The sequence below is a fragment of the Salinivibrio sp. IB872 genome (assembly GCF_001995345.1).
GTDB classification, from domain to species: Bacteria; Pseudomonadota; Gammaproteobacteria; order Enterobacterales; family Vibrionaceae; genus Salinivibrio; species Salinivibrio proteolyticus.
Genome location: NZ_MUFO01000004.1, coordinates 18,640 through 32,143 on the forward strand (window position 1 = coordinate 18,640; position 13,504 = coordinate 32,143).

The following is a 13,504-nucleotide window of genomic DNA, read 5'->3' on the forward strand; positions in this document are numbered from 1 at the left end:
AAGCTGTCGTTAATGCGGTCAAGTATACTGTCCATTTATACAGTGTCTAGAGCTGATCAGAAAAAATCTGATGTGTCCCACAACCCAAACACGTCACTGTAGCCGATTTAAAACATGACCAAGTGCGTGCGCAATGGTTTGCTCGCGCACTTGACGGCGGTGGCCATCAAAGTGACAGACTTCGGTCTCGGTTTCATCCTCTCGCCATGCCCACGCAAACCAGACGGTGCCGGCTGGTTTTTCTTCACTCCCTCCTGATGGCCCGGCCACGCCGCTAACGGCAATCGCAACATCTGCGTTTGCACGCTCACGCGCGCCCTCAGCCATTGCCATCACCACAGGTTCACTCACTGCGCCATACTGCTCGAGCGCCATATCAGGTACCTTCACCAAACGCTGCTTCGCGTCATTGCTGTAAGTCACGAAGGCTTGATGGAACCATTGCGAACTACCCGCAACATCCGTCAGGCAATAGGCGATTCCCCCACCCGTGCATGACTCAGCGGTGGTGATGGTCAATTGTGCATCAGCCAGTACATCACCTAGCTGCTTTGCCAGTGAATATAAGTGGTCCACGTGTTTCTCCTTTTTCATGGCACCGAAATCCACATGACGTGGCTTTACCCTGTGCCCCGACATCACGTATTCTAAGCGGCCTTAACGTTCCATTTTGCAGGTCTAGTCGTGACAGTACAAGCGCTCGAAAAACACACGCCCATGATGCAACAGTATCTCAAGTTAAAAGCTCAGCACCCTGAGGAGCTGCTCTTTTACCGTATGGGAGATTTTTACGAACTCTTTTACGACGACGCCAAACGCGCCTCACAATTGCTTGATATCTCACTGACCAAGCGCGGTAGCTCAAATGGCGAGCCCATTCCAATGGCAGGCGTGCCTTACCATGCGGTAGAAGGATACCTTGCCAAGCTTGTCCAATTGGGCGAACCCGTTGCCATTTGCGAGCAGATTGGCGATCCGGCCACCAGCAAAGGCCCAGTCGAGCGCCAAGTTGTGCGTATTGTCACACCCGGCACCGTCTCTGATGAGGCATTACTGAGCGAGCGAGTGGATAATTTAGTGGCCGCCATCATCGCCGATGATACTGGCTTTGGCTTTGCCACCTTAGATATTACGTCCGGCCGTTTTGTGTTGAGTGAGCCACAAACGTTAGAACAAATGCAGGCAGAGCTGCAGCGTACCCAACCGGCCGAACTGCTCTATCCTGAGGATTTTGCCTACCCCGACCTGCTTTCGGTAAGCAAAGGCGCCCGCCGTCGTCCTATTTGGGAGTTTGACCTCGATACGGCACGTAGTCAGTTGACCGCCCAGTTTGGCACTCGAGACCTGATTGGTTTTGGCGTAGAAGACTGTGCGCGCGGGCTCAGTGCCGCAGGCTGTTTGTTGCAATACGCCAAAGATACTCAGCGCACCGCCCTACCTCATATTCGGGCGATTATCAAAGAACAACAAGACAGCGCGGTGGTGCTAGATGCTGCGACACGCCGCAACCTTGAGATCACACAAAACCTTGCTGGTGGTCATGATAATACCTTGGCCGACGTGCTGGATCGTACCACCACCCCGATGGGAAGCCGCTTGCTTAAGCGTTGGTTACATCAACCGCTCCGCGACCGAAGTGTACTCAATCAACGATTGGATGCGATTGAGACATTGCTTGATACTGGGCTTTATGGCGATCTCGCCGCCGAGCTCAAACCCGTTGGCGATATCGAACGCGTGTTAGCACGCTTGGCGATGCGCTCTGCTCGTCCACGCGATATGGCCCGCCTACGGACTGCGCTTGCACAGCTGCCGGCGATTCAGTCACAGCTCAGTGAATTGAATCACCCCGCGTTTGCACACTATGCCAAAGCAACTCAGCCTATGCCTGAGCTTACAGATTTGCTGACGCGGGCAATTGTCGATAACCCGCCGGTAGTGATCCGTGATGGTGGAGTCATTGCCCCCGGCTATCACGCGGAACTCGATGAATGGCGTGAGCTGTCTGACGGCGCATCGCGCTACCTTGAGGAGCTAGAACAGCGCGAGCGTGACAAGTACGGCATTGATACTTTAAAGGTCGGCTACAACCAAGTGCATGGCTTTTATATCCAGATTAGCCGCGCACAAAGCGATCGCGTCCCCGCGCATTACATTCGCCGTCAAACGCTTAAAAACGCGGAGCGCTATATCATTGCCGAGCTCAAAGAGCATGAAGACAAGGTGCTAAGCTCCAAGTCTACGGCTTTGGCGCTGGAAAAACGGTTGTGGGAAGAGCTGTTTGATTTATTGCTTCCTCACCTTGCTCAATTGCAGGGTGCGGCTGAAGTGTTATCCGCCCTCGATGTGCTGTGTAATCTCGCCGAGCGCGCTGACACGCTTAATTACCACCGCCCTAAACTCAGTGACCAAGCTGGTGTGGAGATTGAAGCAGGTCGCCATCCGGTCGTCGAACAAGTGATGACAGCCCCCTTCATTCCAAACCCTATCTCACTGAGGCCTGAACGGCGTATGCTGATCATTACCGGCCCTAACATGGGGGGTAAGTCGACCTACATGCGCCAAACCGCGTTGATTGCTTTGTTGGCCCATATTGGTGCGTATGTGCCTGCCGACAGTGCCGTCATTGGACCGGTCGATCGCATTTTCACCCGCATTGGTGCGTCTGATGATCTCGCCTCAGGACGCTCCACCTTTATGGTAGAAATGACGGAAACGGCCAATATTTTGCACAATGCAACCGCACACAGTTTAGTCTTGATGGATGAAATCGGCCGTGGCACCAGTACCTATGATGGCTTATCACTGGCATGGGCCAGTGCTGAATGGCTGGCCGAGAAGATTCAAGCTATGACTCTGTTTGCCACTCATTATTTTGAGCTCACCGAACTACCGGGGCAAATGGACGGCTTGGTGAATGTCCACCTGGACGCGGTGGAACATGGTGATGAGATTGCCTTTATGCACGCCGTACAAGAAGGCGCGGCGAGTAAATCTTACGGGCTAGCGGTGGCAGGATTAGCTGGCGTCCCTAAACCGGTGATCCGCCGAGCCAAGCATAAATTGGCGCAGTTAGAACAAAGTGGCCAACAAAAAGTCACTGGCGACACATCTCACAATCAGGCCGTGCCAACACAGCTCCCTTTGCTTCCTGAACCTAGTGAGCTCGATCAGGCCGTTGATGCGCTCAACCCCGATGAGATGACACCTCGTCAAGCGCTTGATGCACTCTATGCACTCAAAGCCCTCCAACAGTCTCGCTAATCATTCAATAACGCATTAAAAAGGACGGCACCTTGGCCGTCCTTTTTTGCTTATAGCGATTAGTGCTGTTATTGCTCGACATTAAACAAAGACTCAATACTCAGTCCTTGCTGGGTCAACATATCGCGTAGGCGACGCAATCCTTCAACTTGAATTTGACGCACGCGCTCACGGGTTAGACCGATTTCACGCCCCACGTCTTCAAGCGTGGAGGCTTCGTGGCCAAGAAGGCCAAAGCGACGCGCCAACACTTCACGTTGTTTGGGGTTCAGCTCTTGTAGCCATTGCACGATCGACTTTTTCATATCGTCGTCTTGGGTGGTGTGCTCTGGACCATCTTGTTTTTCATCGGCGATGATATCCAGCAGCGCTTTTTCTGAATCCCCACCAATTGGGTTATCCACCGAGCCAATGCGTTCGTTCAAACGCAGCATGCGATTAACATCTTCAACCGGTTTATCGAGTTGGGCGGCAATGTCTTCGGCAGTCGGTTCATGGTCCAGTTTTTGTGCCAGTTCACGCGCCGTACGCAGGTAGACATTCAGCTCTTTCACCACGTGAATCGGCAAGCGAATGGTACGCGTCTGGTTCATGATAGCACGCTCAATGGTTTGGCGAATCCACCATGTGGCGTAGGTAGAGAATCGGAAGCCTCGCTCTGGATCGAACTTTTCAACGGCGCGAATAAGACCTAAATTGCCTTCTTCGACCAAATCCAATAGCGCAAGACCTCGGTTTGAGTAGCGTCGAGAAATTTTCACCACCAAACGGAGGTTACTCTCGATCATGCGTTTACGTGCCACTTCGTCACCACGTAGGGCACGACGCGCATACAACACTTCTTCCTCGGCGGTCAGCAGGGGTGAAAAACCAATTTCACTCAAGTAGAGTTGTGTGGCATCTAGGGCTTTGGATGTCGCAGCGTGCTGTTGTACAGCCTGTTCAACCTCTTCGGCAACTTCTTCAACTTGCGCATCCAAGGTCTCGAAATCCACGTCTTGATCCAAGCCGTCCAGTTTTTTCGCGGTGTTAGTTTGGCTCATAGCGCCTCCCTTATGGCGTAGCAGCTAAGCAGAGCGCATCTCTGCTTTCACCGGCCCCGTCACACTGGTGGCTTGACGATCTCACGCTTTTATAGCGCTATCGCTTAGGCAAGTAATGCAACGGATTGACCGATTTTCCTTTGTAGCGAATCTCAAAATGCAACCGAACACTGTTTGTACCTGTACTGCCCATTGAAGCTATTTTCTGCCCCTTTTTGACAGACTGGCCTTCTGAAACCAAGAACCTGTCATTATGTGCATACGCACTCAGGTAATCATCATTGTGTTTCACTATTATTAATTTGCCGTAACCTCGAAGCGCGCTTCCGGCGTATACGACTTTTCCGTCTGCCGCTGCCTGAATGCTTTGCCCTCGTTGTCCAGCAATATCTATGCCTTTATTGCCTCGTTCAGTGCTAGAAAATCGCGACACCATTCGGCCGTTGGTTGGCCACTGCCAGCTTATCTGTTGGTTGGATACGCTCGCCGTCCGCTTGTTGTTAACAGCTTGTTTACTTTTTTGTTTAGTTTGACTGTACCTTGTGGCTGATTGGGCTTCAACTGCTTTTTGTTGCGAAACCGCCGTTTTCGCCTTCTTTTCTTGACCGAATTTACCATTTTCGGTGCTTTTACTAGAAGATACTGCTACCGCCGCAGCTTTTGCAGCTGAACTTGTGGCCGAGGCCACATTTGTTGCCCCTGAGGTGGACTTTGCCACGTCCGGGCGCTGATACGCAGGCTTCCACAACGCTAAGGTTTGACCCGGATAAATAGTGTAAGGCGGTTGGAGGTTGTTATGTTTGATGATGTCGTCAATATCACGATCGGTGATGTAGGCGATATAGTAGAGCGTATCGCCTTTCTTCACTTCGTAGTAGCTACCGCGGTAGCTACCTCTGTCGACACTGGAGTAGTCAGGCGTCACACTAGATACGGGTGCCGGGCCATGCCAAGCACACCCAGAAAGTATGACTACTGATAAAAGAAAAAACGCGATTTTCATCTGTTTTTAGTTTCTACTCCATAGACAGCGTAGTTAGGCCAGTTCGCCGGCAACAAGGGGCACAAAACGCACCGATTCAATCGTTTCGGTCAGAAACTCTTCGCCCTGCCTTGTCACCTTGATTAGCGTTTGTTGGTGCTCTCCAACGGGAATTAACATCACACCGCCTTCTGTCAGTTGTTGGCATAATGCATCTGGAATACGCTCTGCCGCCGCGGTGACGATAATCCCATCATAAGGACCTTTCGCCGGCCAGCCTTGCCAACCATCACCGTGCTTGGTGGCCACATTATAAATGTCGAGCTGCTTGAGGCGTCGCTTGGCGAGCATTTGCAGCTGCTTAATCCGTTCAACGGAATAAACCTGATCCACCAGCTGAGCAAGTATCGCTGTTTGATAGCCAGAGCCGGTTCCTATTTCCAAAATGCGACTGTCGCGTCGCAAATTGAGCAATGTTGTCATCTTAGCCACAATATAAGGTTGTGAGATAGTTTGTCCCCACCCAATCGGTAACGCATTGTTTCCGTATGCTTGGTGAGTCATGGCTTCAGAGACAAACAGATGCCGGGGCACTGCTTGCATTGCATCTAGAACGCTTTGGTTATCAATACCTTGTTGCTGCAAAAATTGAATAAGTGATTGCGCTTGACTCAACGTCTGCTTCCTTTATCACTGAGTATTAATCGAACGAGATAGGCTAGCGCGTTAACTTCGCCAGCCTGTTTTCAGTAGCTATTCCGCTAACCACTGAGAAAACGCTCCGAGCGTGTCGTGAGCGGTAAGGTCCACCTGAAGCGGCGTAATAGAAACGTATTGCTCCGCTATGGCGTGAAAATCCGTGCCCGGTCCAGCATCTTGCGTTTTTCCGGGTGCACCGATCCAGTATATGGGTTTCCCGCGCGGATCGCCTTGTTTTATCACATCTTCGGCATGATGACGGGCACCAAGACGGGTAACTTTCCATCCTTTTAACGCATCAATCGCCACATCCGGCACATTGATATTAATCAGACGGTGACTGGGGGCGGCATGGCGCTGGTTTTTAGACAAAAACTGCTTAATCACATGGGCGGCGGTGTCAAAATGCTGATGACCACATAATGAAACCGCGATCGCAGGGGCACCGAGAAAGAACCCTTCCGTGGCCGCGGCAACGGTGCCGGAATAAAGCACATCATCGCCCAAGTTTGCACCGTGGTTAATGCCGGTGATCACGAAGTCAGGTTGCCACGGAACCAATTGGTTCAACGCTAAATGGACCGAGTCAGTGGGCGTACCTTGCACCGCAAAACGCCCAGGACCGAGTTCACGAACCCGCAGCGGATTCTCAAGCGTTAATGAATTCGACGCGCCCGAACAATTTCGGTCCGGCGCAGCGACCACCACCTCGGCAATCTCACTCAGAGCGTGAGTGAGTGTTTGGATCCCTTGCGCGTGGTAGCCATCGTCATTACTGATCAGTATGCGCATCCAGCTCTCCTTGTTCTTGTGGGCTAATCAGCTCGCGCATCACTGTGGTGGCGAAAGCGCCGGCAGGCAGAGAAAAACGCACACACAAGCTGTCTGCACCGAGCTCCCACGTCATATTTTGCGGCAACAAACGGATCTCTCGGCGGTCATGGCGCATGCGGTTATTGCGGATCACGGCCAGCAGATCCGGCTCTTTATCGAGAATCGCCTGCTCAAACTGCTGCGCACTGTCTGTGGTAGGTAGCGCGTTGTCACCGGTCAGAGGGGCGGTAATACGCATCCCTTCAACGCCGGCTTGGTTGCAGGCGACCAGTTGGTCGGCATCGTCAACGCACAGATCACCCGCCAGTGTTTGACTAAAACAGCCTGCCTCGAGGCGTGCTGAAACCACGTGATTAAACAGCAATGAACGCGCCGCAGAGAGGTAAAAACTGCGCTTACTTTTATCTTTCACTTTGCGCTCACCGCGTCCCCATGCTCGCGCTGCGTCAAGGTTATTCCCTTCTCGGCCGAAACGCTGCTCACCAAAGTAATTAGGGACGCCTTGGGTTGCAATGGCCTCTAAGCGCGGCACCAACGCACTCGGATTGGCTAGAGCGCGGATCTGCAGCACAAAATCATTCCCGATAAGATCACCCGGCCGCAGTTTTTGATGGTGGCGAGCGGTCGCTTCAATGCTCAGTACGCCAGGGTGCGTGGCGACAAACTCGTTTAAATCAGGATCGGCTTTGCCCGGTAATTGTACGCTGAACCACTGCTCGGTCACCGCATGCCTATCTTTCAGGCCCGCCCAACTCACTTGTCGTGATGGCACACCGCATGCTTTAGCCAGCTCATTGGCCACATAGCGCGTATTCTCGCCACGCTTTTTGATTCGCACTAGGAAGTGTTCACCGGCTCCCGATGGGGTAAAACCGAGGGTTTCCGAGACGTAAAAGTCGTCTGGCGAGTGTTTGATTTGGCCGGATTGAATCGGCTGGCCATGCATATAAGCCAGGGGAGCAAGTACGTCTGTCATAGCGTCTCTTTTGTTAATAGCACAACGGCTTCACAAGCAATACCCTCTTTACGCCCGGTAAAACCGAGTCGCTCTGAGGTGGTTGCTTTTACATTAATGGCATCGATGGGGGCCTTTAGATCGTCAGCAATCGCCGCACACATGGCGGGAATATGCGGGCCCATCTTTGGCGCTTGGGCAATGATAGTGATATCTGCATTACCCAAACGATAACCTTTTTCTTGTACTTTGCGGTAAACGTCGCGCAGCAACATACGACTGTCCGCACCTTTCCACTCATCACTGGTATCTGGGAAATGCTGGCCAATGTCACCGGCCGCAATCGCGCCCAACAATGCATCACACAGGGCGTGAAGTGCCACATCACCGTCCGAGTGCGCAAGCAACCCTTGCTCATAAGGCACAGCGACACCACCAATGATCACCGGGCCATCACCACCAAATTTGTGTACATCAAACCCATGTCCAATTCGCATCATGATTTGCCTTCTTGTTGCGATAAGTAAAACTCGGCCAGCACCCTATCTTCAGGATGCGTCACTTTAATATTGCTGGCACTGGCAGGAACTAATAGCGGATGGCCGCCTGCTGCCTCAATCGCCGACGCGTCATCAGTCACCTGATCACCAGCGCTTGCCAATGCCACTTTTAAGTGCAGGGTGGGAAACATTTGTGGCGTCAAGGCATGCCACAGTGCCTGTCTGTCGACAGTCTGTGCAATACAGCCATCCGGCTGTGCCCGCTTCATAGTGTCGCGAACCGGAGCAGCTAAGATCGCGCCGTCAGAATGGCTTTGGGCTGCGTGAATCAAGGCATCAATGTCTTTGTGAGTGACGCAGGGGCGTGCTGCATCATGCACCATCACCCAACGGGTCTGCACTGCCTCAAGCCCTGCCTGTACCGATTGCGCCCGCGTTGCACCGCCTGTGACGACGGTAATATCCGGATTGCCGCCCAGTCCGGTCTCAGCGAAATAGCCATCGTTCTCACCGATCGCGATAATCACGCGGTCAATCGCAGCATGACTCAGCAAGCGTTCAACGGTGTGGGTGATTAACGGCTTACCTGAAAGGTGTAAATACTGCTTTGGACAGTCTGCCTGCATGCGACTGCCTACGCCAGCGGCGGGCACCACCGCTGTAATTCCTGATTGCAAAGAGGCTTTTTCTACCACGCGTTTTCTCTTTGATTAGTCCGCGATCGTGCGGATGATGGGTTATCGCGTTGCGTCGACTAAACGAAAAAAGGTTTCGTCAGGTTTAATCATGCCCAACTCATTACGGGCGCGCTCTTCAATCGCTTCTTGTCCACGTTTGAGATCCGCGATTTCGGCATACATTTGTTGGTTGCGCTTCACCAGCTTTTGGTTCGCTTGTTGTTGCACCACGACGTTTGCCTGAGTGTGCCAATAATCCATAACGCCATTCTTGCCCAGCCACAATTCATATTGCAGCCATGCCAGAGTGATAAATAGCGCAACAGATAGCAGTCTCATGGTTTCACTCCTTAGGTGTTCAGTGGGCCAGCAACGTCAATTATGCTAACCGCATAGGCTAGCGGATCAGGCCGCCGGTGTCATGGTTTTCTGTTTATCCGGGGCGTGAAGATGCGCTCAAACGCACCTCTTATCCATTCATACGCTCCTGAATATAAAAAAGCCGCCATAAAGGCGGCTTTTGGGGTCAACAGTGAAAGGCAAGGTGCCTTTCCATCACAGCCAATCGGCTGCGACTTTTATTATTGACCTTTAACTTCTTTCAGACCGTTAAACGGTGCTTTTTCACCCAGCGCTTCTTCGATACGGATCAGCTGGTTGTACTTGGCAACACGGTCAGAACGGCTCATAGAACCAGTTTTGATTTGGCCTGCTGCAGTACCAACCGCCAAGTCAGCGATGGTTGCGTCTTCAGTTTCACCTGAACGGTGAGAGATTACGGCAGTGTAGCCCGCGTCTTTCGCCATCTTGATCGCAGCCAAGGTTTCGGTCAAAGAACCGATTTGGTTGAATTTGATCAGGATAGAGTTCGCCACACCTTTCTCGATGCCTTCTTTCAGGATCTTGGTGTTGGTTACGAACAGGTCATCACCCACTAGCTGAAGTTTGTCACCCAGCAGTTCAGTTTGGTGCTTAAAGCCATCCCAATCTGACTCGTCTAGGCCGTCTTCGATAGACACGATTGGGTACTCTTCAGCCAGTTTCGCCAAGTAGTGGTTAAACTCTTCTGAAGTAAAGGTTTTACCTTCACCCTTCATGTTGTAGATGCCTTGCTCTTTGTCATAGAACTCAGACGCAGCACAGTCCATCGCTAGGGTGATATCTTTACCTAGCTCGTAGCCTGCTTTCTCAACCGCTTCTTTGATAGCAGCAAGGGCAGCAGCATTTGACTCTAGGTTAGGCGCGAAACCACCTTCGTCACCAACAGCAGTGCTTAGGCCTTTGGCCTTCAGAACTTTGGCTAGGTTGTGGAATACTTCCGCACCAATGCGCAGTGCTTCTTTCAGGGTTTTCGCACCAACAGGTTGGATCATGAACTCTTGGATATCAACGTTGTTGTCCGCGTGCTCACCACCGTTGAGGATGTTCATCATTGGTAGAGGCATTGAGAACTGACCCGCAGTGCCGTTTAGTTCAGCGATGTGCTCAAACAAAGGCATGCCTTTCGCCGCCGCAGCAGCTTTTGCGTTAGCCAGAGAAACCGCTAGGATCGCGTTAGCACCGAACTTAGATTTGTTCTCAGTGCCGTCAAGGTCGATCATCACCTGATCGATGTCAGCTTGGGCTTTCGCGTCTTTACCTAGCAGTGCTTCTGCGATTGGGCCGTTAACCGCTTCAATCGCTTTCAGTACGCCTTTACCCATGAAACGTGACTTGTCACCGTCACGCAGCTCTAGTGCTTCGCGAGAACCGGTAGACGCACCTGATGGCGCTGCCGCCATACCAACAAAGCCACCTTCCAAGTGCACTTCTGCTTCTACAGTTGGGTTACCGCGTGAATCGATAATTTCACGACCTAGAACTTTAACGATCTTAGACATTGTGATTCCTCTCGTCTGTCATTGTATTCAAAAAATAAAAAGCGGCCGCCCGTCAGGACTACCGCTTCACATTTGTGTTATAGCTCACCGCGCTGCTTTTTACCTGCAGCCGCAACGAACCCGGCGAATAGCGGGTGGCCGTCGCGAGGAGTCGAGGTGAACTCTGGGTGGAACTGACAGGCCACAAACCATGGATGTGCTGGGTTTTCGATGATTTCTACCAGCTTCTTGTCCGCCGACAAGCCCGATACAAGTAGACCGGTTTTTTCCAATTGTGGACGCAGCAAGTTATTCACTTCGTAGCGATGACGATGGCGCTCGTGGATTTGAGTGTTGCCATATAGCTGATGCGCTTTAGACCCTTCAGAAAGGTGGCAAAGCTGTGCGCCTAGACGCATAGTGCCGCCTAAATCAGAGGATTCGCTACGCTCTTCCACGTTACCTTCTTCATCGACCCACTCGGTGATCAGTCCCACCACTGGGTATTTGCTGTCTTTGCTGAATTCGGTGGAGTTAGCTCCTTCCATCCCAGCAACATTACGGGCGTATTCAATTAACGCCACTTGCATGCCTAAACAAATGCCAAGATAAGGCACTTTGTTTTCACGCGCATATTGTGCGGCAAGGATTTTGCCTTCGACGCCGCGATCGCCAAAACCACCCGGAACCAAAATCGCATCTAAACCATCGAGCAGCTCAGTGCCGCGGGTTTCGAGATCTTGTGAGTCAACATACTTGATGTTGACAGTCAGACGATTTTTCAATCCGCCATGCTTCAGCGCTTCGTTGACAGATTTATACGCGTCAGGCAGTTCGATGTACTTACCCACCATACCAATGGTGACTTCACCCATTGGATTGGCTTCTTCGTAAATGACTTGTTCCCATTCAGACAGGTCGGCTTCCGGCGCTTGGATACCAAAGCGCTGACAAACCAAGTCGTCCAGCCCTTGAGAGCGAATCAATGAAGGAATTTTGTAGATAGAATCCACATCCTTCATGGTGATAACCGCTTTCTCTGGTACGTTACAGAACAGTGCAATTTTTGCACGCTCATTGGCTGGAATTGGACGCTCACTACGGCAAACAAGGACATCCGGCTGGATACCAATTGATAGAAGCTCTTTTACCGAGTGCTGGGTCGGCTTGGTTTTCACTTCACCCGCCGCTGCCAAGTATGGCACCAAGGTAAGATGCATAAACATCGCACGCTCACGGCCGACTTCCACGGTCAGTTGGCGAATCGCTTCAAGGAATGGCAGTGATTCAATATCACCGACAGTGCCGCCAATTTCCACGATCACCACGTCGTGACCTTCACCACCGGCGATGATGCGGTCTTTGATCGAGTTAGTGATGTGTGGAATCACCTGAATGGTCGCTCCCAGATAATCTCCGCGGCGCTCTTTGCGCAGGACATCCGCGTATACACGACCAGAGGTAAAGTTATTACGCTTGGTCATTTTGGTGCGGATAAAGCGCTCGTAGTGACCGAGGTCAAGGTCGGTCTCGGCGCCGTCTTCCGTGACGAATACTTCCCCGTGCTGGGTAGGGCTCATTGTCCCTGGATCCACGTTGATATAAGGGTCGAGTTTCATGATGGTGACGTTGAGGCCACGCGCTTCAAGAATGGCTGCCAATGAGGCTGCAGCAATACCCTTACCGAGGGAGGATACAACACCGCCCGTAACAAAAATGTAATTCGTCGTCATGCTAAACCTGAGAGTTGGATTTAGAGGAAATTAATGGAAATCTGGACGGGAAGTCATGATACCAGACCCCACTCACTCCCACAACGTGAAAACTATCACACACCATACTGTTTTTATTTGTCGCAAATCAATGATGAAACTTACAGCGTGTTGCTTTTTTCTTGCTTTTTGACCTGTTGCCAGGCCGATTCCAGTTCATCTAACTGACATTCTTGAATATTTTTTTCATCATTGCGTAATTGAGTTTCAACTTGACGGAAACGTCGTTCGAATTTTTGATTCGCGTTACGCAACGCGGATTCCGCATCCGTGCCTACGTGGCGTGCCAGATTTACCACCGAAAACAATAAATCGCCGATTTCTTCTTCCACCCGCGCGGGGTCTACCGGCGTGATTGCCAGTTCTTGCTCAACCTCGGCAATTTCTTCGCGTACTTTATCGAGCACCGGCGCCACCGCATCCCAATCAAACCCCACTCGCGCACAACGTTTTTGCAGTTTGTGTGCGCGCACCAGTGCGGGAAGGCCTAACGTAACGCCGTCTAACACGCTAGTGGGTTGTTCTGACGCCGCTTTGTCGGCACGCTCCTGTGCTTTAATCCCTTCCCAATCTGGGCCGTGCAGCGGCTCACCTTGGCTGTCTTTAGGACCAAAGACATGCGGGTGACGACGGGTGAGTTTGTCACAAATCGCCCCCACGACGGCGTCAAAATCAAAACGATTTTGCTCGTGTCCCAATTGACTGTAGAACACTATTTGAAAGAGTAAATCGCCTAATTCATCTTTTAGGTCCGACCAGTGCTCACGCTCAATGGCATCGGCCACTTCATAGGCTTCTTCGAGCGTGTGAGGCACGATGGAGGCAAAAGTTTGGGCTTTGTCCCAATCGCACCCTTTTTGTGGGTCGCGCAAGGTCGCCATGATAGTCAGTAAATCGTCAATCGACGCCATACTTCGTT

At 51.7% G+C, this 13,504-nt stretch carries 13 protein-coding genes; 1 reads left to right on the forward strand and 12 read right to left on the reverse strand.

What is annotated here, in order from left to right; genetic code table 11:
- Positions 1–93: 93 nt before the first annotated feature.
- Complete coding sequence (locus tag BZJ18_RS02820) at positions 94–576, reverse strand: CinA family protein (RefSeq protein ID WP_077455257.1); 483 nt, start codon at positions 574–576, stop codon at positions 94–96.
- A gap of 141 nt (positions 577–717) precedes the next feature.
- On the opposite strand from BZJ18_RS02820, the gene mutS reads away from it, so the two are divergent.
- The gene (gene mutS / locus BZJ18_RS02825; RefSeq protein ID WP_198532177.1) at positions 718–3,264 is read left to right on the forward strand and encodes a DNA mismatch repair protein MutS; all 2,547 of its coding nucleotides are present in this window, start codon (positions 718–720) and stop codon (positions 3,262–3,264) included.
- A gap of 68 nt (positions 3,265–3,332) precedes the next feature.
- On the opposite strand, the gene rpoS is transcribed toward mutS, so the two are convergent.
- The 11 genes from rpoS to mazG all read right to left on the reverse strand — a co-directional run bounded on the left by rpoS (position 3,333) and on the right by mazG (position 13,496).
- Entirely contained in the window at positions 3,333–4,307 is a 975-nt protein-coding gene (gene rpoS / locus BZJ18_RS02830; RefSeq protein WP_077455259.1) for an RNA polymerase sigma factor RpoS, read from the reverse strand.
- A gap of 97 nt (positions 4,308–4,404) precedes the next feature.
- Entirely contained in the window at positions 4,405–5,310 is a 906-nt protein-coding gene (nlpD, locus tag BZJ18_RS02835; protein WP_077455260.1) for a murein hydrolase activator NlpD, read from the reverse strand.
- A 33-nt stretch (positions 5,311–5,343) separates the two neighbouring features.
- Positions 5,344–5,964 carry a protein-L-isoaspartate(D-aspartate) O-methyltransferase gene (locus tag BZJ18_RS02840; protein WP_069591116.1) on the reverse strand — a complete coding sequence of 207 codons (621 nt, stop codon included), beginning with the start codon at positions 5,962–5,964 and terminating at the stop codon, positions 5,344–5,346.
- 78 nt (positions 5,965–6,042) lie between these two features.
- Entirely contained in the window at positions 6,043–6,780 is a 738-nt protein-coding gene (gene surE, locus BZJ18_RS02845) for a 5'/3'-nucleotidase SurE (protein ID WP_077455261.1), read from the reverse strand.
- Positions 6,761–7,798 (reverse strand): tRNA pseudouridine(13) synthase TruD, encoded by a 1,038-nt coding sequence (gene truD / locus BZJ18_RS02850; protein ID WP_077455262.1) that lies wholly within the window; start codon positions 7,796–7,798, stop codon positions 6,761–6,763. The genes surE and truD overlap by 20 nt, the downstream gene beginning before the upstream one ends.
- The gene (gene ispF / locus BZJ18_RS02855; protein ID WP_069591121.1) at positions 7,795–8,274 is read right to left on the reverse strand and encodes a 2-C-methyl-D-erythritol 2,4-cyclodiphosphate synthase; all 480 of its coding nucleotides are present in this window, start codon (positions 8,272–8,274) and stop codon (positions 7,795–7,797) included. The genes truD and ispF overlap by 4 nt, the downstream gene beginning before the upstream one ends.
- Complete coding sequence (gene ispD, locus BZJ18_RS02860; protein ID WP_077455264.1) at positions 8,274–8,972, reverse strand: 2-C-methyl-D-erythritol 4-phosphate cytidylyltransferase; 699 nt, start codon at positions 8,970–8,972, stop codon at positions 8,274–8,276. The genes ispF and ispD overlap by 1 nt, the downstream gene beginning before the upstream one ends.
- Before the next feature lie 42 nt (positions 8,973–9,014).
- Positions 9,015–9,293: a cell division protein FtsB gene (gene ftsB, locus BZJ18_RS02865; protein WP_069591125.1), complete on the reverse strand. Its 279-nt coding sequence runs from the start codon at positions 9,291–9,293 to the stop codon at positions 9,015–9,017.
- Between the two features lie 242 nt (positions 9,294–9,535).
- Complete coding sequence (gene eno, locus BZJ18_RS02870; protein ID WP_077455265.1) at positions 9,536–10,834, reverse strand: phosphopyruvate hydratase; 1,299 nt, start codon at positions 10,832–10,834, stop codon at positions 9,536–9,538.
- Positions 10,835–10,911: 77 nt separating this feature from the next.
- Positions 10,912–12,546 carry a CTP synthase gene (locus BZJ18_RS02875; RefSeq protein ID WP_069591319.1) on the reverse strand — a complete coding sequence of 545 codons (1,635 nt, stop codon included), beginning with the start codon at positions 12,544–12,546 and terminating at the stop codon, positions 10,912–10,914.
- A gap of 140 nt (positions 12,547–12,686) precedes the next feature.
- Positions 12,687–13,496 carry a nucleoside triphosphate pyrophosphohydrolase gene (gene mazG, locus BZJ18_RS02880; RefSeq protein ID WP_077455266.1) on the reverse strand — a complete coding sequence of 270 codons (810 nt, stop codon included), beginning with the start codon at positions 13,494–13,496 and terminating at the stop codon, positions 12,687–12,689.
- Between the last annotated feature and the right edge of the window lie 8 nt (positions 13,497–13,504).